This window comes from Staphylococcus sp. 2S1, assembly GCF_046721335.1.
Classification (GTDB): Bacteria; Bacillota; Bacilli; order Staphylococcales; family Staphylococcaceae; genus Staphylococcus; species Staphylococcus equorum_A.
This window is the reverse complement of the sequence record NZ_JBEUUJ010000003.1, coordinates 1857003-1876420: the sequence shown is the minus strand read 5'-3', so window position 1 is coordinate 1876420 and position 19418 is coordinate 1857003. Positions and strand designations below refer to the sequence as shown.

General features: G+C 33.6%; 14 protein-coding genes and 4 pseudogenes. All 18 read right to left on the bottom strand.

What is annotated here, in order from left to right:
- Window positions 1-24: 24 nt before the first annotated feature.
- The 18 genes and pseudogenes from ABLV90_RS10025 to mraY all read right to left on the bottom strand — a co-directional run bounded on the left by ABLV90_RS10025 (window position 25) and on the right by mraY (window position 19320).
- A pseudogene (locus ABLV90_RS10025) lies at window positions 25-1333 on the bottom strand (uracil-xanthine permease family protein).
- A gap of 277 nt (window positions 1334-1610) precedes the next feature.
- A complete protein-coding gene (pyrR, locus tag ABLV90_RS10020) occupies window positions 1611-2138 on the bottom strand; it encodes a bifunctional pyr operon transcriptional regulator/uracil phosphoribosyltransferase PyrR (RefSeq protein WP_460872589.1) in 528 nt (175 codons plus the stop codon).
- Window positions 2139-2663: 525 nt separating this feature from the next.
- A pseudogene (locus tag ABLV90_RS10015) lies at window positions 2664-3583 on the bottom strand (RluA family pseudouridine synthase).
- A 12-nt stretch (window positions 3584-3595) separates the two neighbouring features.
- Window positions 3596-4072, bottom strand: a complete 477-nt coding sequence (gene lspA / locus ABLV90_RS10010) for a signal peptidase II (protein WP_002507923.1) — start codon at window positions 4070-4072, stop codon at window positions 3596-3598.
- A 559-nt stretch (window positions 4073-4631) separates the two neighbouring features.
- Complete coding sequence (locus ABLV90_RS10005; RefSeq protein ID WP_460872588.1) at window positions 4632-5105, bottom strand: CHAP domain-containing protein; 474 nt, start codon at window positions 5103-5105, stop codon at window positions 4632-4634.
- 4 nt (window positions 5106-5109) lie between these two features.
- Window positions 5110-5904 (bottom strand): VOC family protein, encoded by a 795-nt coding sequence (locus tag ABLV90_RS10000; protein WP_427704827.1) that lies wholly within the window; start codon window positions 5902-5904, stop codon window positions 5110-5112.
- A gap of 191 nt (window positions 5905-6095) precedes the next feature.
- Window positions 6096-8848: pseudogene (gene ileS, locus ABLV90_RS09995) on the bottom strand (isoleucine--tRNA ligase).
- A gap of 256 nt (window positions 8849-9104) precedes the next feature.
- Window positions 9105-9722 carry a DivIVA domain-containing protein gene (locus tag ABLV90_RS09990; protein ID WP_460872587.1) on the bottom strand — a complete coding sequence of 206 codons (618 nt, stop codon included), beginning with the start codon at window positions 9720-9722 and terminating at the stop codon, window positions 9105-9107.
- 157 nt (window positions 9723-9879) lie between these two features.
- Window positions 9880-10659: a YlmH family RNA-binding protein gene (locus ABLV90_RS09985; protein ID WP_069832905.1), complete on the bottom strand. Its 780-nt coding sequence runs from the start codon at window positions 10657-10659 to the stop codon at window positions 9880-9882.
- Window positions 10660-10765: 106 nt separating this feature from the next.
- The gene (locus ABLV90_RS09980) at window positions 10766-11056 is read right to left on the bottom strand and encodes a YggT family protein (RefSeq protein ID WP_426428849.1); all 291 of its coding nucleotides are present in this window, start codon (window positions 11054-11056) and stop codon (window positions 10766-10768) included.
- Window positions 11057-11068: 12 nt separating this feature from the next.
- Window positions 11069-11665, bottom strand: coding sequence for a cell division protein SepF (locus ABLV90_RS09975; protein WP_460872586.1), 597 nt, complete (start codon window positions 11663-11665; stop codon window positions 11069-11071).
- A gap of 5 nt (window positions 11666-11670) precedes the next feature.
- Window positions 11671-12345: a YggS family pyridoxal phosphate-dependent enzyme gene (locus tag ABLV90_RS09970; protein WP_460872585.1), complete on the bottom strand. Its 675-nt coding sequence runs from the start codon at window positions 12343-12345 to the stop codon at window positions 11671-11673.
- Between the two features lie 17 nt (window positions 12346-12362).
- Entirely contained in the window at window positions 12363-13151 is a 789-nt protein-coding gene (gene pgeF, locus ABLV90_RS09965; protein ID WP_460872584.1) for a peptidoglycan editing factor PgeF, read from the bottom strand.
- A 233-nt stretch (window positions 13152-13384) separates the two neighbouring features.
- The gene (ftsZ, locus tag ABLV90_RS09960; RefSeq protein ID WP_460872583.1) at window positions 13385-14557 is read right to left on the bottom strand and encodes a cell division protein FtsZ; all 1173 of its coding nucleotides are present in this window, start codon (window positions 14555-14557) and stop codon (window positions 13385-13387) included.
- A gap of 29 nt (window positions 14558-14586) precedes the next feature.
- A pseudogene (gene ftsA / locus ABLV90_RS09955) lies at window positions 14587-15994 on the bottom strand (cell division protein FtsA).
- Between the two features lie 127 nt (window positions 15995-16121).
- Window positions 16122-16988, bottom strand: coding sequence for a cell division protein FtsQ/DivIB (locus ABLV90_RS09950; protein WP_460872582.1), 867 nt, complete (start codon window positions 16986-16988; stop codon window positions 16122-16124).
- A 15-nt stretch (window positions 16989-17003) separates the two neighbouring features.
- A complete protein-coding gene (gene murD / locus ABLV90_RS09945) occupies window positions 17004-18353 on the bottom strand; it encodes a UDP-N-acetylmuramoyl-L-alanine--D-glutamate ligase (RefSeq protein WP_460872581.1) in 1350 nt (449 codons plus the stop codon).
- Window position 18354: 1 nt separating this feature from the next.
- Complete coding sequence (gene mraY, locus ABLV90_RS09940; protein ID WP_460872580.1) at window positions 18355-19320, bottom strand: phospho-N-acetylmuramoyl-pentapeptide-transferase; 966 nt, start codon at window positions 19318-19320, stop codon at window positions 18355-18357.
- Window positions 19321-19418: the final 98 nt, after the last annotated feature.

The window sequence follows — 19418 nt, the reverse complement described above, 5'->3', positions numbered from 1 at the left end:
TAGCCTCCTCATAATGATCAATGCTTATTTATTCGCTGGTGTTTCCTTAGGTAAGATAAGATTGAGTATAATGCCTGCTAAAGTTGCTAATGCCATGCCTTCTATTTGCATATTGATACCGATGCCATTTAAGTTAAAGACGAGATTACCAATACCAATTACAAGGATGACTGATGCAATAACAAGATTGCGGTTACTTGCAAAATCAACTTCACTTTCGACTAGCATCCTCAGACCACTTGTCGCGATAATACCAAAAAGTAATATTGATACGCCTCCCATTACAGGTGTAGGTATAGATGAAACGAGCGCTGTAAATTTACCAACAAACCCTAAAATAATAGCAATAACTGCTGCGCCTCCGATGACGTAAACACTATAAATTTTTGTAATGGCTAAAACGCCAATATTTTCACCATAAGTCGTGCTTGGGGGGCCACCAATCAAACTTGCAAACATGGTAGAAACACCATCACCAATAATCGAACGATCTAAACCTGGATCTTTAAAAAAGTTACGCCCTACAATTTTGTTAATAACCATTTGATGACCAATGTGCTCACTTACAGTCACAAAGACAATAGGAATCAGGACAATGATTAATCCCATGTGAATGGATGGCGTATAGTCTTTAAATGGTAAATACACGTCCGGAAATTGTAACCATTTTGCTTGCGCTATTGGCGCAAAATTGACAAGTCCCATCAATGCTGAAAGGATGTAACCTGTGATAATACCAATTAATACTGGTATCAAAGATAGGAAGCCTTTGAAATAACCCCGCACTATGATTGTTACAATTAATGTGGTCATTGCTACTGCTAAATAACTTAGATTATATCCTTGCATCTCTGAGGAATTCTCAAACATTGCCATATTCACTGCCGTAGGTGCCAAACTTAACCCTATAACCATAATGACTGGTCCTACAACAACCGGCGGCAGTAAATGCATCAGCCATGCTGTTCCAGTTAATCTAATTGCTAACCCTATAAGTACATACATTACACCGCTCATAAACAACGCCATCAACATGTCACCTAAGCTATGTGAATTAAGTCCTGTAATAATGGGTGTAATAAATGCAAAGCTCGACCCTAAGTATCGTTGGTATCTTCGCTTTGGTAATTAGTATGTATAACAATGTCCCTACACCAGAAGCTAATAACGCTGAAGATATAGGTAATCCTGTTAAAAATGGTACGAGTACAGTTGAACCAAACATCGCAAATAAATGTTGTGTACTCAGGAATGCCCATTGTCCTAATTTAGGTCTATCTTGCACATCTAATACTGGCTTAACTGTCCGTTCAAACATTGTTTCATTTTCCATGTCTTATGCTTCCTCTCATAAAAAAATCTCTTTACATTAAATTCATGTAAAGAGACTAAAAAGTATATATCTTGATTATTGCTAAGTTGATTTATAGCCATTGACATTTTGACTATAGATAACTCGCAATAAAACAAAGTATATGTGAAGAGGAATGTTATCAACATCGTGCATTTGACAACTATAAATGAATTGCTTACGTATCTAATGCTTAGATCGTAGCTGAAAATTTAAATCCTCTTCCCTTTTCCAGTCTCTCGTACTGAATTAAAAGGTGCTATTCAATTACTACTGCATTTCTATCATCGATTTCTTCAAGAAAAACTGCCACAGCTTCTTCCCTTGCTGTTGGTATGTTTTTACCAACAAAGTCTGCACGTATCGGTAATTCTCGATGTCCTCGATCAACTAGTGTAGCTAAGCCTATTTTCTTAGGTCTAGCGTATTGTAACACTGCATCTAAGGAAGCCCTCACCGTTCGTCCTGTATATAAAACATCATCAATGATAATTACGACTTGATTTGTAATATTAACATCAATTTCATATGCGCTTTCTTCAGCTTCGTTTATTGTCTGTTCTAAATCATCTCTAAATTGAGTGATATCAATCGTTCCAGTTGGTACAAGTTTCTCTTCTATGCGTTCAATTTTTTGTTGAATACGTCGCGCTAAAAATGCACCGCGCGTTTTAATACCTAGCAATATTAAATTATCAGTACCTTTATTATACTCTAAAATTTCATGTGCAATACGTGTCACCGTTCTTTGAATCGTTGCTTCATCCATAATAACTCGTTCTGACATTTTAGGCACCTTCCTTAATTTGATAAATATCTATCTCATTTAATACAAAGAAAACCTCATGCCTTTATTAAGACATGAGGTTTAGTTATAAGGTATCATAAACAAACAAGAGATTTATCTTCACTTAACTTAGATGCTTTCTCTACACAGGGATTTAACCGCTATGTTTCCCATTGCGCTGATAAACTTCAGCTACAACAGTGTTCATTTGTTTTCACAAACACACAATATGTTTATGTACCTTATATTAACTACATGTCTTCGAAGCCTCTCTGGACTTTCATTTAAAGACGTATGACGTTCTATTAAACTGTCACTATATTACCATGAATACAATTCACTTGCAAGCGGTCAATTAAAATTCAAGTTAATCATTAGAAGATGTTTATTTCATTCATACGGTGATTTTTCTTGCTTATAAACAAACATAAAAAAGCTACTAGGTTCTAAATATAGAATTCTAGTAGCTTGTGCTTATATATTAACTTGAAATCTTCAAAACTTTATCTTTCAAGTTCATGCTTATTATTTAGTATCACTTTTACGAATATCTTCTAATAATTGCTCAAAGTCTTCAGGGAGTGGTGTAGACTTTTCAATATATTCTTGTGTCACTGGGTGTTCAAAACCAATGATACCTGCATGTAGTGCTTGTCCACCAATATTCAGGGTTTTCTTCTGTCCATATTTTGGATCACCTACAAGAGGGAATCCAATATATTTCATATGTACACGTATTTGGTGTGTACGCCCTGTTTCTAATTCACATTCTACTAAAGTATAATTGTTAAAATGCTCTAATACATTAAAATGTGTAACAGCTTCTTTACCATCATCAACCACTGCCATTGATTGACGATCGTTTTTATTTCTACCAATTGGTGCCTCTATTGTACCGTAATCATGCGGTATATTGCCGTGAACAAGTGCTACGTATTTACGTGTCACAGTTTTCTTAACTAATTGATCCACTAAACTACGATGTGCAATATCATTTTTGGCTACCATTAATAGACCAGATGTGTCTTTATCAATACGGTGTACAATACCTGGACGTACTTCACCATTAATGCCAGATAAATTTTTCATTTGATACATTAAACCATTTACAAGTGTCCCTGTTGAATGCCCGACTGAAGGATGCACCACAATGCCTTTAGGTTTATAGACGATTGCTACATCATCGTCTTCATAATATATATCTAAATTTAAATTTTCTGGATTGATATCTGCTTCTACAATTTCTTTTTCAGTTACTACAATATGGTCGTTTAACTTCGTCTTATAATTTGGCTTAATTAGCTTATCATTTACTTTTACAAGTGATAATTTAATCCAATCTTGGATCTGTGTACGTGACCAATCTGAATTGAATTCAGGTAATACTTTGTCGATACGTCGCCGACGTCATCTTTATTTTCTATTTTATACTCATGTATAGTCATGCAAAATCTCTCCTATTCTTCGTTCTTCATATCTGTTAACAAAGCGATAATAATTAACAAAACGCCTATCGTCAAACTAGAGTCAGCTACATTAAATATTGGGAAGTTATAACCAAATATATATGTGTCAATAAAGTCAACAACTTCGCCGTGCAACACGCGATCAATAAAGTTACCTAAAGCACCTGCAAATAATAAACTAATAGCGATTTGCATTAACAAACTGTGTTTTGCTTCTTTAATATAAAATACAATGAGCACTACGAGTATAATAACTGTAATTATATAGAAAAAGCCCATCTTCCCGCTCATAATACCCCAAGCGGCACCATCATTTCTGTGAGAAGTTATATTTAAAAAGTTGGGAATAACTTCAAATGTTTCTCCAACCTTCATTGAACTAGCAACAATAAATTTTGTGATTTGATCTAATATTAATATAACGATTGTTATGAATAAAGAAATACCAATATAGTACGGACGTTTCATGTCTGTACCTCCTATTCTAATCTCAGTCGCTTTTACAACATCTTTCATTATATCCTAATCAAACTTATAAAAAAAGTTACAGTTTGAATATCTGGTAAAAAAGTTACATTATTAATACTTAAAAGGCTAATATTATTCACATATACAATAAACCAATTAAAAAATCATCTACATTTAACAATCAAACGGCTCACCATGTTGCCTAGTTTTAAATGTAGATGAAATATTTTATGTTGATGTAATAACAGCATGATATAGAAGCGCCTACACCCAAGCATATGTTTCAACATGAGTTGAATACTGCAAGTTGAAGTTGTGCCCGCGGAAAGCATGCACAAGTACTGTTACAAAATAAAAAACTATACAAATATATATTAAATAAATCTTGCTATTAACAACATAGACATAAGTTATCGAAAACATATTTCCTATTATTTTACTATTAAATCAAGGTAATGACTTGTGCTGACTCCTGCGGGAAAAGCAAGTGCCGAAGACTACAGGCTGAGGCTGTGCCCGCGGAAAGCATGCACAAGTATTGCCTTTAATACTATTATCTTTAAACACTTGCATTTTTCTTAGGATGGATATATTTATAATCTTTAACTTCGTCTTTCGTTATAATTCGGTTTGATATTTCAAAAGGCTTGTTATAATTCATTTCACTCACTTCTAATGAACCATTGTCATTTTGTTGTTCAATATAAGCTACATGACCATACTCACCTTCAGCAGTCTGTAAAATGCTCCCTACCTTAGGTGATTGATTTACTTTATAGTCACTTTTTTGTGCAAACGATGCCCAATACTTTGCGTCGTTCCAATTTTTCCCTATTTTCATACCATCTTCTCTTACTTTTTCAAAGACGTAGTGCGTGCATTGTCCTTTAGTATACGTATTATATTTCATTGGATCTAATGACCAAAAATGATTTGTTGGCTCAGTCATATCTTGGTTATCTAATCCTTCATATGCAGCGACAACAATAATAATAGCACTTATCGCAAACATCGTACCAAGTCTTTTTTTCATTAATTCACACGACCTTATTATAATTAAATCGAAATTGTATACCATCTGGGCCTGTTAATAATTTGTGAGTAGTTTCAGGGTAATGAAAATCAATAATTGCTAAACCATATGTTCTATTATTTTCAATTCGTTTAATACTTGATAGCCAATTATTAACCACTAAATGTTGGTGATAACCATTAGAGGATAAGTAAAATGCGCCATCTGTTTCTAATGATGATGTTTCAAGTCCGAAATAATTATTATAGTACTGCTTTACTTTGCTTAAATCAATTGATTTTAAATTCAAATATCCAATGACGCTTTCATCTGGAATACCTTGCCATTTTTCATTTGATGTAAACGTTAATAGATTTGGCACGTTAATCGGTTGCGTTTCAAGCACTACTTTTTCATCTTCAAATAACCAGTCTTCAATTGGATTATCAACATAAAATTCTAATCCATTGCCTTCAGGGTCTTCTAAATATAATGAGGTTGTCACATCATGCTCTCCACCATGTACTGGAATACCCGCTTCACTTATTTGAACAAGCAAATCTGCAAGGTCTGTCTTTGCGGGCAACCTAATCGCCAAGTGAAATAATCCTGCTTCTGAATGTAATGGTTCTCTGCCCTGTATAACTTGATTAAAAGTCATAAAATGATTTAAATTACCAATCTCATATTGGATTGTTGAATAAGATTCATTTACTACATTCATACCTATGATGTTTTCATAAAATTGTTTCATTTCATCTTTATCTCTAACATTTAACGTAATGCCATTTACAAAATGTGCGCTTTGACTATGGAACATGTATAACACCTTTCTAAAACTCTAATAAATTCAGTATACTTGAAATCCATTTTTATACATTAAAAAAGCTCATTCAATACTATTATTCTTATTTATTTCTTCATAATTATCTTAGTAGTTCAAACATGAAAAGAGCCTGAGACAAAATACATGTCTCAGACTCAATTATTAATAATTGATGGTACTATGTTTTATACGAGTGTCTTTACAACTTCTTGACAACGCGGACATAAATCATCAAGTTCGCCAACTGAACCGAGTTCTTCACTATAATTCCAACAACGTTGACATTTTTCACCATGTGCGTGTTCAATACGGATATCACCATATTGATAAGCCACACCGTTTTCAACTGATTCCACTACTTCTGCTTGAGAAGTGATGAATAACTGCTGTAAATCAGAGAATTGTTGTAAAAATGATGTTGCATCAAAGTTCTCATTACTGCCAATTATAACTTTAGCTTCTAACGATTTACCAATTACTTTTTCACCACGTGCTTGCTTCTAATGCACGGTTAACGTCATCACGTAAATTCATAAATGTATTCCATCTATCTAAAAATTCACGGTCAACTTCAGTGCGTTCTGGCATACGAGTTAAGTGAATACTTTCTTCTTCAACATGAGGAATATGAGACCACACTTCTTCAGCAGTATGCACTAAGATTGGTGCTAATAGTTTCGTCATATCCACTACAATTTGGTATAACACTGTTTGCATACTACGACGTTTATGAGAATCACGTTCTTCAATATATAAAATATCTTTACCATAATCTAAATAGAAATTACTTAGTTCTACGTTAATAAAGTTTTGAACTTCTTGATAGATGTCTAAGTAGTCATAGTTATCATAATGATCTAAAGTATTTGCTGTAAATTCACGTAGTCTATTTAATAGATATTTATCTACTTCTAATAAATCTGCTTCAGCTAATGCATCGGTAGCAGGGTTATAATCACTCACGTTCCCTAACATAAATCTTAATGTATTTCTGATTTTACGATACACATCAGAAGTTTGTTTTAAGATTTCATCTGAGATACGAACGTCAGCTAAGTAATCAACACTACTTACCCAAAGTCGTGCAATATCTGCACCTTTTTGTTTAACAATTTGATCTGGCACAATCACGTTACCTAATGATTTACTCATTTTTTTACCTGATCCGTCCATAACAAAACCGTGAGATAAGAGCATTTTATATGGTGATTTACCTCTTGTCGCAACAGAAGTTGTGATTGATGAGTTAAACCAACCACGGTATTGGTCACTACCTTCAATGTATAAATCAGCTGGATAAGATAGTTCCGGACGGCCTTCTAAAACGCCTCTGTGAGAAGAACCAGAATCAAACCAAACGTCCATAATATCTGTTTCTTTAGTAAATTCACCATTTGGACTACTTGGGTGTGTAAATCCTTCTGGTAATAAATCTTTTGCATCACGTTCAAACCAAACATTAGAACCAAATGTTTCAAATAAATCTGCAACATGATTAACAGTTTCGTTTGTCATGATGATGTCACCATTTTCAGCATAAAATACTGGTAATGGTACGCCCCATACACGTTGACGTGAAATAACCCATTCACCACGGTCACGGATCATATTGAAGATACGTGTTTTACCCCAATCTACTTTAAAATCAGTTACTTCGATTGCATCTAAGATATCTTGACGTACTTTATCAATAGAAGCAAACCATTGTGGCGTTGCTCTGAAGATAACAGGTTTTTTCGTACGCCAATCATGAGGATAACTATGTGTGATAAATTCTAAATTTAATAAAGCGTCTTTTTCTTTTAACACATCCGTAATTGCTTTATTAGCTTTGTCATAGAACATACCTTCAAATTGACCGACTTCTTCTGTAAAGACACCTTTATCATCAACTGGGCTAATTACAGGTAATTTGTACTTCTGACCAACGATATAGTCATCTTCACCATGACCAGGCGCTGTATGAACACAACCTGTACCAAGCATCAGTAGTAACATGTAAGCCATTGATAACCAATGAAACACGGTCAACAAATGGATGTTGTGTTTCCACATACTCTAATTCTCTACCTTTAAATTCTTTTTCTAATTCAAGCGTGTTTTCATCCCGACCTAATGCTTCAACAACATCACTCGCTAAGTCTTTACCGATAATGTATTTTTTACCATTCACATTATATTGACCATAAGTTAAATCAGGATGTACTGTAATCGCTACGTTAGAAGGTAATGTCCATGGTGTTGTTGTCCAAATGATGAATTTTGCATCTGAATCTACAACGCCCTTACCATCTTTAACATCAAATGCTACGTAGATAGAAGCCGAACGTTTATCTTGATATTCTATTTCTGCTTCTGCAAGTGAAGATTCACTTGATGGTGACCAATATACAGGTTTTTTACCTTTATAAATTAATCCTTTGTCTGCCATTTCGCCAAATAAACGAATTTGCGCTGCTTCATATTCTGGTTTTAACGTGATATATGGATTGTCAAAATCACCTTTAACACCTAAACGTTTAAAATCTTTTTTCTGATTTTCAATTTGTTCTAAAGCAAATGCTTCACATTTTTTTCTGAATTCAGCAATAGATAATTCTTTACGTTTAACACCTTTTTTAGTTAGTGCTTGTTCAATAGGTAAACCGTGCGTATCCCAACCTGGGACGTAAGGTGCATAAAACCCACGCATTGATTTATATCTAATCATCATGTCTTTTAAGATTTTATTCAGTGCATGTCCCATATGCAAATTACCATTAGCATATGGTGGGCCATCATGCAAAATGTATGATGGATTCCCTTCATTTTTATCTAACACTTTTTGATAAATGTTTTGAGCTTCCCATTCTTCTTGGATCTTAGGTTCTTTATTTGGTAACCCTCCGCGCATTGGGAAATCTGTTTTTGGCATTAATAACGTTTCTTTATAATCCATTTTATACACTCCTTGTTTCGATTTTCATACTAAATTCAATTCATTCGTACAATAAAAAGAACTCTAAGTTCAATTAACAGGGACGATTAATACCGCGTTACCACCCTGATTAACTCAACTTAGAGTTCTCTCATTGTTCATATATTTTTTTAAAGTAACAGTGATATAAACATCTTACATATGAAAGGCTCTCACTGTCCCTAACTCGCTTTGATATGCAAAAAGATGCTTACGCGTCTGTTATTTATATTAATTACTATTTTTTATCTGTTTCAGTATTTGTAGCCTGAGCGTCTGCTTCTGCAGTACTATCTGCTTCTGCTTTCGCTTTCCTCGCTTTTTCTTCTTCAGTCAAATCATTTTCATGTAAATGATTAATATTCTCTTGAGTTACTTGTTCAGAATCAAGATCATAATTTAATAAATAATCCCAATCTTCGCTTTTTAGTAAATCAAGTTGAGCCTCAACTAACATACGGAAACGTGATCTAAATATTTTTGATTGGCGTTTCATGTCTTCAGTTTGGAATGAAAGACGACGTGCTTTTTCAACTGCATCATTAACGATTTTATTAGCTTCACTTTGTGCTTTAGAAACTGTTGCTTCAGCATCTTTAGTTGCGACTAATTTTGTTTCTTCCCAGACTTGTTTCGCATGAATTAAAGCATCACTTACAGATTGATGAACATCTTTATAAGACTGGATGTTTGTATCTTTATCTTCAATGACTTTCTCTAATTGCTTTTTGTCTTCTTTTAAACGTTCAATTTCGTTACTTAGTTGTTCTAAATAGCTTTCAACCTCAGTTGGTTCAAAACCAGTTTTTACGCGTGTAAAGTCTTTGTTTTTTATTTCATTTGGTGTAAAAGGCATGCGTTATCCTCCTTCTATAATACACTATTTTAGCACTGCTTTAAATATCTGAAATAGTGCTTTATGTCTATATTTTCTATTTTTTTATAATCATTTGTATGCATTCTTATTGATTAAAATCTAATTTGATTTGTTTATACGTTAGATAAGTATAACATTATTTGAATAAAGTTTTATACGAAATTCTTACTTTATCTTTTTTAGTTTTACCACCAATATCAGTAATCATTGCTCTACCATAACCTTGGATTGACAATAAGTCACCACTATCAAGTTGAAAATCTGTAGCGTCAATCATTGTATGATTGACCTTGACACGCTTTTTATCAATTAATTGTTTAGCAATTGTACGTGATTTGCGAATCATTTCTTTTAGGATGACATCTAAACGTAAACCACTCACAGTAGTTTCATATGTTTGCCAATGCTCTTTTGATTGTATCATATCTTTTATAGGAATAGAATTAAGTTTAACTGTAGCACCCTTAATTCTATTTAGCTCTAACATAATATAAGATTCCAATTGCTTTGTCAAAGTAAATTGAATTGAGTCATCTACAATAATATCTCCTAATTGTTCTCTTTCTATCCCTAAAGACATAATTGTTCCTAATATATGTTGATGTTGTAGCGTTACAAACTTTTGAGGATAGTCTATTTCAAGCAATACAATTTCAAACAGTTCTTCTTCTGGCACAAAATAATCAGGCGCAACAATGGCCCTTTTGCGTTCTGCATAAGGCCCACCAAAGAATGTCACTTCTAAATCACCATAGCTACCGACTATGACACTCATAATATATTGTCCACGTGGATCTAGAAATGGTGTTAGTATAGGCGCATACTGCTCATTCGCACGATTACACTTATCTATAAGTTGATCTATTAATTCATGTTCTTCTTTTCTAAAATGCTGATAAATATCGATGCTAATCACTCCACATACAAGAGAAAGCACCTCGCGTCATACAACGTTAGGTGCTTCTCATTTATTTTATACATTAGTTATAAGTAAACTTAAATTCTATTCAACGTAAATTTATTTAAGCTAAATTACTCAAAATTAGATTAAAAATACTCGCTAAACCTAATCGGAATAAGTAAAGTACAATTATTGCAACAATTGATGATATATCAATCATACCAATTGGAGGAATAATTTTACGGAACTGTTCTAAAAATGGTTCATAAATTTTAGCCAAAAATTGACCGAATTTATTTTCTCGTGCATTAGGTATCCATGACATAAAGAAATAAACAATCATTCCGTAATAATAAATTTGAACCAAGAATAAAATAAAACTAAATATACTTCCTAATAAACCTATATCCATTTATTATTACCTCTATTCACCTTGGTATTCCATATTTTCTATGTGATCTGTTATACTACCGACTACTTCTATATTATCTGGAGTACATAAGAATATATCTGATCCTACGCGTTGAATGTCTCCACCGATTGCATAAACTGTACCGCTTAAAAAGTCGATAATACGTTTAGCAGAAACTTTATCAATACGCTGTAAATTAACTAAAGTTGCGCGACGATTTTTGAGTTCGTCTGCAATATCTTGAGTATCTGAAAAAACACGTGGTTCAAATAAACACATTTTAGAACTTTCTTCTGTAAAACCGAATTGATCTTGTTCTTGATTATTCATATTCACAACGTTCCTTGCATTATTTTTTGATGAAGTGTTATTCATTTGATACTTCCTTTCACCTGAGGATTGCTGTAATCTTGATGACTGCTTTTTGGGAACGGATTGTATGGATCTTTGTCGCTCTGTATTTTCATTATTTTTATATTCATTGAAATTCGTTTGAGACTGCGCTTGTTGCTTGTTTTGTTGTCTACCTTGTTCTTCTTCTGGTGCTTCTAATTCGTCATCTTCTTCTTCAACCACGAAAAATCCACTAAATAAATCTTTTAAAGCCACGGGGCTCACTCCTCTTTTCCTACAAGTTTAGTCCCAATTCTCACAAATGACGCACCTTCTTCAGCGACTAAGTGGAAATCATTACTCATTCCCATCGATAACTCAGTACATGGTGCATAATTTAAATTGAGCGCTTTAATCTCATCTCTTTTATTCTTTAATGATTGAAATAAGCTTTTTATATATGACTCGTCATCAGTTAATGGAGCCATAGTCATAAGACCAACTACTTCTAAATTTTCATATTGTTCCAACGTTTCAATAAAAGTATTCACATCTTTCAATGCAACACCTTGTTTAGATTCTTCACCTGAAACATTTACTTGAACAAAACACTTTATTTTGTGTTCCGCCCTTTTGTTAATTTCTTTTGCTAATTTAAGACGATCTAATGCATGAAAGTAATCAATTTCATTAATCACTTCTTTCACCTTTCTTGTCTGTAACGAACCAATAAAGTGCATTACAATATCATCAGGTAAAGCTTCTTTTTTAAGTTGAAATCCTTCTAAACGATTCTCACCGAAATGTCTAATTCCCGCATTATAAGCATCATTAGCTCGGTCTATTGTAACATACTTTGTCACTGCAATCACGTTTGGTAACGTTGAAATATTACCTTTTTCGCAGTATGTTTTTAATTGTTTTTCAATTTGTTCTAAATTCTGTTGTACGTTCAAATCTCTACACCTCTTCATTATTGACCGATAAATGCTAACATGCGGCCAGTATTCCCTTTCTCTACTCTATATGAGAAAAATAAGGATAAATCTTCAGATGTCGCATAGTTGGTAATATAAATATTATCTTTAGGAACACCTGCATTTTCAAGTAATAAAGCATTTGCACGTTTTAAATCAATGCCATGTCTGTCATTGGCTCTTGTCTTAATGTATTCATTTATGTCTATCGGTAATGATTCAAATTTTGCTTTAATATCATCATTAATTTCATAAGTTGTAGAAGTTGCGGGTCCAATAACGATATTCAAATCATTTAAATTAAAATCGATATAGCGGATGACTTCATTCACAATTTGACCGACAGTACCCCTCCAACCAGCATGTGCTAAAGCGATGTAATGATGTTTTTCGCTATAAAAATATATAGGTACACAGTCCGCGTAACACATTGTAAGCAGAAGATCAGATTCATACGTATATAATGCATCTACACCATGTAAAGCATCCGTTAAAATATCAATATTCGTACCTCTATCTTTAGCTGTCACCTCTACAACTTTATTTTCATGCGTTTGTATAGGAAATACCCACTGTTCTCTCGGGTATTGAATTACAGTCGCAAGCTCTTCTTGGTGTTGTGTAACGTCTTGCGGATCATCGTTAATATATCTAGCCATATTAAAAGCTGATTTGGGATAGGGACTCAAACCTTCTTCTCTTGTTGTTATACCCAATTTTACATTATTTAAATGGCTATCCTCATATTTCAATATATGATTATCTTTAATAAATTTATCATGCATACTATGACCCTCCATTAATTAAAACTGCAATTTCCCGCTATGACTTCTTATAGGAGACCCGCGACAATAATTCATTCTAAAATCTCAGACAAATATATGATTAAGTTATACTCATAGATAGCAATAAAATTCAAAAAAGTCATCAGATCTTTGGACCTGATGACATCATTGTATTTATTATTGACTACTTTAAGCTTTAAGCCCTATGTACACAAGGCGAGCTAGTTCGAAAATTAACGTCTAGTTCTTCTTGAACGTCTTTCTTCTCTATTTCTGATAAAGCTTGGAATGTCATCTTCATTTGTAGTATGACTTCTGCCTTCACTAGCACTTTCTGATGGTTGAGAAGTATTTGCTGTATTTGATGCAAATGTATCTTCTTTTGTGCTGTTACTACTTGTTGCACTTGTACCGAAACCAGTATTTGAAGCTTTACGTGCTTGTGATGAAGGTTTATCTTCAAATCCAGTAGCGATAACTGTAACTACAATTTCGTCTTGTAATTCTGGATTAATTACAGTACCGAAAATCATATTTACATCTTCATCTGTTGCATCTTGTACGATATCAGCTGATTCTTGTGCTTCGAAAAGTGATAATGACTCTCCACCAGTAATATTCATAAGTACACCCTGTGCACCAACGATTGAAGTTTCTAATAATGGTGACGAAATCGCCTTTTTAGCTGCTTCTACTGCGCGGTTTTCGCCAGAAGAAACACCAATACCCATTAATGCTGAACCTTGGTTAGACATGATTGTTTTCACATCTGCAAAGTCAAGGTTTACTTCACCTGATACTGCGATTAAATCAGAAATACCTTGAACACCTTGACGTAATACGTTGTCGGCTTCTTTAAATGCTTCCATCATTGGTGTTGATTTATCAACGATATCCAATAATCTGTCGTTAGGAATAACAATTAATGTATCTACAGTTGCTTTCATTGCTTCTACACCAGCTGCTGCTTGTGTTTGACGCTTACGACCTTCAAAACCAAACGGACGTGTAACGACACCTACTGTTAATGCTCCCATTTCTTTAGCAATTTTTGCTACGACTGGTGCGACACCAGTACCAGTACCGCCACCCATACCGGCAGTTACGAATACCATATCTGCGCCTTGGATAGCATCTTCGATCTGTTCACGAGATTCTTCTGCAGCTTTTTTACCAATGTCTGGGTTCGCTCCAGCGCCTAGACCACGTGTTAATTTTTCACCAATTTGGATTTTAGCTTCAGCTTTAGACAGGTTTAAAGCTTGTCCATCCGTATTGATTGAAATAAATTCAACATTATTCATACCATGGTCAATCATACGGTTTACAGCGTTATTACCGCCGCCCCCTACACCGATGACTTTCAACGTCGCTAAATGATTAAATCCTTGTTCAAATTCTAACATTTATATTTCCTCCTAGTTTTAATGGCCAATCAATCGAATAGAGATTTCATAAGTTTTTTGAATTTACCTTCTTCTTTGTCTTGAGGTTTACGTTCTTCATCTTGGTTGACGTCTACTTTTTCGTCGTATTCCTCAGGTGCTTCTGGTTCTTCCATTTCAGAAGCTGACGTTTGTGGCTCTTCTTGTTTGTTTGATTTTTTCTTGAACCAGTCAAATCCGCTTGATTTTGTGCTATGTTCTCTTTCATCAGATTCGATGACTTCTTCTTCGAATTCTTCACTGTCATGATTACTAATTGTAACATAATCTAACAATTCGTCGAAAGTAATGCTACTAGAAATTGTTGAAATTGCTGAAGAAAATTCAGGTTTTCTAATACCCATTTGTGATGGTGTATGAATTCTTACTTTTTCACTGACCATATCTTGTAGTAATTCTTTAACTCCTAATAAGTTTGTTGAACCACCAGTAACAACGAAACCGCCGTTAACTTTAGTAAGTCCTAGATCTTGTAATATATCAAATACATTAAAGAAGATATCTTCAACACGTGCTTCAATAATATCTGCTAAATCTTTTTGAGTAAATTGAGCTTCTTCTTCACTATCCACTTGATCCACACTAAATACATCATGATCAGAAGCAGATTCAAAGAAAGCGTGACCATATTGATGTTTAATTTTTTCTGCTGTTTCATAAGATGTGTTTAAGCCTTGCGAAATATCTTCTGTGATATCTCGACCGACCATCTCTATTGCCTCAGCATCAACAAGCTCACCGCGTTCATAAAATGCAAGTTGTGTAATGTCTTCACCGATATCGATGATACATGTGCCTAGCTCTTTTTCAGTAGGCTGATAGCACTGAACCATAGTTATACGCATCTGAATACACATCTAATACATCTACGCCACAAGATTCCACACATTTAATCATATTGATTAAAATTGATTTTTGAATTGCAATAACACCAGCTTCTACTTTCAAACCATGTCTAGCAATTAATTCTTTTGGATCTGAAACTTCATTTTCTCCATCAACAATAAATTTAATTGGGAATGCATTTATAATTTCAGTTTCTGGCACATCATTTTTTTCGCGAATACCTTCAAGCACACTTTCAATATGTGTACCATTCAATTCTGTATCTTCATGAAATTCTATTTCATTTGCTTCATCAAATACTTCAGTTCCGACTATTGGAAGTTTTAAAAATACTTCTTTAATATCAACGCCTGAAGCAATAGAGGCTTTTTTGATTGTATCTTTTATCGCTTGTTTAGCGATATCGAAATCATCAATAAGACCATTTTTAATCCCACTTGTGTAGGTCTGTCCTGTACCTATCACATTTATACCATTGTGAAATTTTTCGCCCACTATCGTTTTAACGCTTGATGAACCAATATCTATACTTACATAATAATGCTCTTCCATAGATAGGCACCTCCTGACAATAACTTATTCAAGTTCACACTATTAACAGTTTACAATACGTTTTGATGCTTGTGAACTATAAACACGTGTATTTGTCGAAATTTTTTAATTATTTTTGTCTGATTCTTTATTTATTTTGTTTAATGCGCTTTGTAACTCGTCTTTTGCGAGCATCTGTTTCTGTTGTTTGTTCGTCTACATTTTTGTCACTTGCTGATTTTGTTTCATTACCACCACCATAAGGAATAAATGATGCACCTACTGATAAATCAATATATCCTGACTTTTTCAATTCGCCTGATTCATCACGTTCTAACGATTGAGACATTTGCGGATAATATTTCATTTTATTAGCAATCGTATTGAGATTACCAAGAATTTGAATGTCATCAGATGTGAATAATTTGATTTGATTTTGTAAATTTTCTTGAGGATCATATTTAATTTCTGCAATCATTCCTCTCACATTTGCCGGCATTTTTGCAAGTTCATTAATAATTTTTTCTTTCTCCTCTTTTTCAAATCCTACTAATATGGGTCCATCATCCGTTGCATTACCATCATAGTTTTTCAATTCTGTACCATTTTCTAGAATAGGCACATAATTATCTTTCTTTTTCGTCATTCCAACAATTTGATTTTCAGTGACTTCAACCGTTAATTTGTTAGGCATTTGTTTCGTAATTTTCGCGCTTTTTATCAATTTGTTGTCTTTTAATTTATCCGTCGCTTTTGAAGTGCTATATGTGTACATTCTGGAGTTGTCTTTAACATCAATCGCTTTATTGATTGCACTTTTGGAAACATTATCATTGCCTTTTATTTCCACACTGCTTATCTTACTTAAAGGCGTGAACATATATATAAGAATCAAAATGATAATAAATAACAATACACCAAATACTGAATATTGAATTTGCTTTTGTCGTTTTCGACGTTTTGCTCGTTTTTCTTTTAAGTATTCAGAGTCAAATTCACTTACTTTATTAGTCATTCATTTTCACACCCTTTAAAAAGAAGGTAAGTGCGCTTGGAAACTTTTTATAAATTTATTTCCACGCTCTTCAAAAGTATTGTATTGATCCCAACTTGCACAGGCCGGTGATAAAAGTACAACGTCATTTGGTTCTATAGCGTCTTGTATTTTATCGACTGCATCTTGTACATCAGTCGCCGTTATTACGTATTTGCCCTGACTTTCACCTAGCTTCACAAATTTACTTTGCGTTTCTCCAAATGCGACCATCACCTTGACGTTTTTCATATAAGGAATAAGTTCATCAAAATCGTTACCACGATCTAAACCACCACATAACCAAATAATCGATTGATCAAATGAATTTAATGCAAATTGTGTTGCAAGTGTATTGGTTGCTTTTGAATCATTGTAATATTTATTCGTTTTGTTCGAGCCGATATATTGTAATCTATGTTCAATACCAGAGAATGTTGTAAGACTATCAATGATTGCTCTTACTGATACACCGACTAAAAGTGCGGCTAAAGTCGCCGCAAGTATATTTTCTAAATTATGTTCACCCGGTAAAACTAAATCATCTTTATGAATGATTCTAAATCCTTTGAACACAATAAAACCATCTTTTACATAAATACCATCAACTTCTTGTTGTGTAGAAAAGTAATAGGTTTTGGCACTTAATGATTCCGACTCAATTAAATGACGCTGGTGATAATTACAGATTAAATAATCGTCCTCTGTTTGATTTTTATAAATTTCTTTTTTAGCATTTTGATAGTTCTCTAATGATTCATGATAATCAAGATGTGCCGAGTATATATTTGTGATAATAGCAATATGCGGCTTGTATCGATCTATACCAAGTAGTTGGAATGAAGATAGTTCCGTAACTAAATAATCACTTGCTGTGACCTCTTGAGCTACTTTAGAAGCAACATATCCAATATTCCCTGATACTTTACCTGTTACTCTACTTTTTTGAAACATATCGCCAATTAATGACGTTACTGTAGTTTTACCATTTGTACCTGTGACACCAATAATAGGTGCTTCTGATATCAAATAACTCAATTCAACTTCTGTTAAGATTTTCAAGCCTTTTTCTACAGCGACTTCAAGTAAAGGTACAGTATAGGGTATTCCAGGATTTTTAACTATAATAGGATTACTATCAAGTAAAGACAGCGGATGTTCTCCTCCAATGACTTTAATCCCTCTATTTTCTAAGTCTTTCGCATGTGAGTCTTGGCTTAAATCTTTGCCATCATTAACTATGACATTCGCGCCCAACTTATTTAACAACTTAGTCGCTTCATAACCACTTTTCGCTAAACCAATTACTAATACATTTTTATTTTCTAACCCTGTATATTTCAGCAATTTAATTCACTCCAATCCATAGGCCAATTAGTCCTGAAATCAAGCCTACTGTCCAAAATACCGTAACAACTTTCTTCTCATTCCAACCAACTAATTCGAAATGATGGTGTAATGGTGACATTTTAAAAATTCGTTTGCCTGTTAATTTATAAGATGTAACTTGAATAATTACTGATAAAGTTTCTGCAACAAACACAAAGCCAATAAAAATGAGTGATAATTCTTGGTTTAGCATAATTGAAATTGTGGCAAATATACCACCTAATGCCAAACTACCTGTATCTCCCATAAACACTTTAGTCGGGTTTAAATTGAATGGTAAGAACCCAACTAATGCAAAAATCATAATAATACAGAATAGACCGATAGATGTAGCACCTTGGAAATACGCCATAATTGCATACATAACAAATCCAATTATAGATAAGCCTGTTGCGAGTCCGTCTAAACCATCTGTTAAATTCACTGCGTTAGAGAACCCTACTTGCCAAAACACAATAAATAATACATATGCAATGGATAGTGGTATTTCTGTATTCGTAAATGGAATATGTATTCCTGTAGAAAAATCAGTTAAATTAAACGCTTGGCTCAAAATGAAGAAGATGACTGCTATCGCAATCTGTGCTAAAAATTTTTGTTTACTTGTTAATCCTTCATTGTTCTTTTTCACAACAATGATGTAATCATCTATGAAACCGATTAAGCCAAACCCTATTGTTACAAATAATAGTAAAATTATTGGGTTAGGATTTTCCATAAAAATAATTGCAAGTATCGAAGTTACAATGATACTAATCAGGAAAGTAAGTCCACCCATTGTAGGTGTGCCTGTCTTTTTCATATGACTTTGCGGGCCCTCTTCCCTGATACTTTGCCCAAATTTCATTCTTTTTAACGTTGGTATCAATACTGGGACTAATATAAAAGTGATTAAAAGTGCAATAATTGCGAGTAAATAAACCATATTATGCTCCTTTATATATTTAATTGGATTATTTCTTAGTGCTAAGTGGCTACAATATGTATAGAGGTAAGTAGCTTTACCAGTTATTTAATTAACGT

Excerpts from the sequence above, each read along its gene's own strand:
- pyrR (WP_460872589.1), bottom strand. The coding sequence starts at position 2,138 with ATGTCAGAACGAGTTATTATGGATGAAGCAACGATTCAAAGAACGGTG.
- lspA (WP_002507923.1), bottom strand. The coding sequence starts at position 4,072 with ATGAAACGTCCGTACTATATTGGTATTTCTTTATTCATAACAATCGTT.
- ABLV90_RS10005 (WP_460872588.1), bottom strand. The coding sequence starts at position 5,105 with ATGAAAAAAAGACTTGGTACGATGTTTGCGATAAGTGCTATTATTATT.
- ABLV90_RS10000 (WP_427704827.1), bottom strand. The coding sequence starts at position 5,904 with ATGTTCCATAGTCAAAGCGCACATTTTGTAAATGGCATTACGTTAAAT.
- ABLV90_RS09990 (WP_460872587.1), bottom strand. The coding sequence starts at position 9,722 with ATGCCTTTTACACCAAATGAAATAAAAAACAAAGACTTTACACGCGTA.
- ABLV90_RS09980 (WP_426428849.1), bottom strand. The coding sequence starts at position 11,056 with ATGGATATAGGTTTATTAGGAAGTATATTTAGTTTTATTTTATTCTTG.
- pgeF (WP_460872584.1), bottom strand. The coding sequence starts at position 13,151 with ATGCATGATAAATTTATTAAAGATAATCATATATTGAAATATGAGGAT.
- ftsZ (WP_460872583.1), bottom strand. The coding sequence starts at position 14,557 with ATGTTAGAATTTGAACAAGGATTTAATCATTTAGCGACGTTGAAAGTC.
- ABLV90_RS09950 (WP_460872582.1), bottom strand. The coding sequence starts at position 16,988 with ATGACTAATAAAGTAAGTGAATTTGACTCTGAATACTTAAAAGAAAAA.
- mraY (WP_460872580.1), bottom strand. The coding sequence starts at position 19,320 with ATGGTTTATTTACTCGCAATTATTGCACTTTTAATCACTTTTATATTA.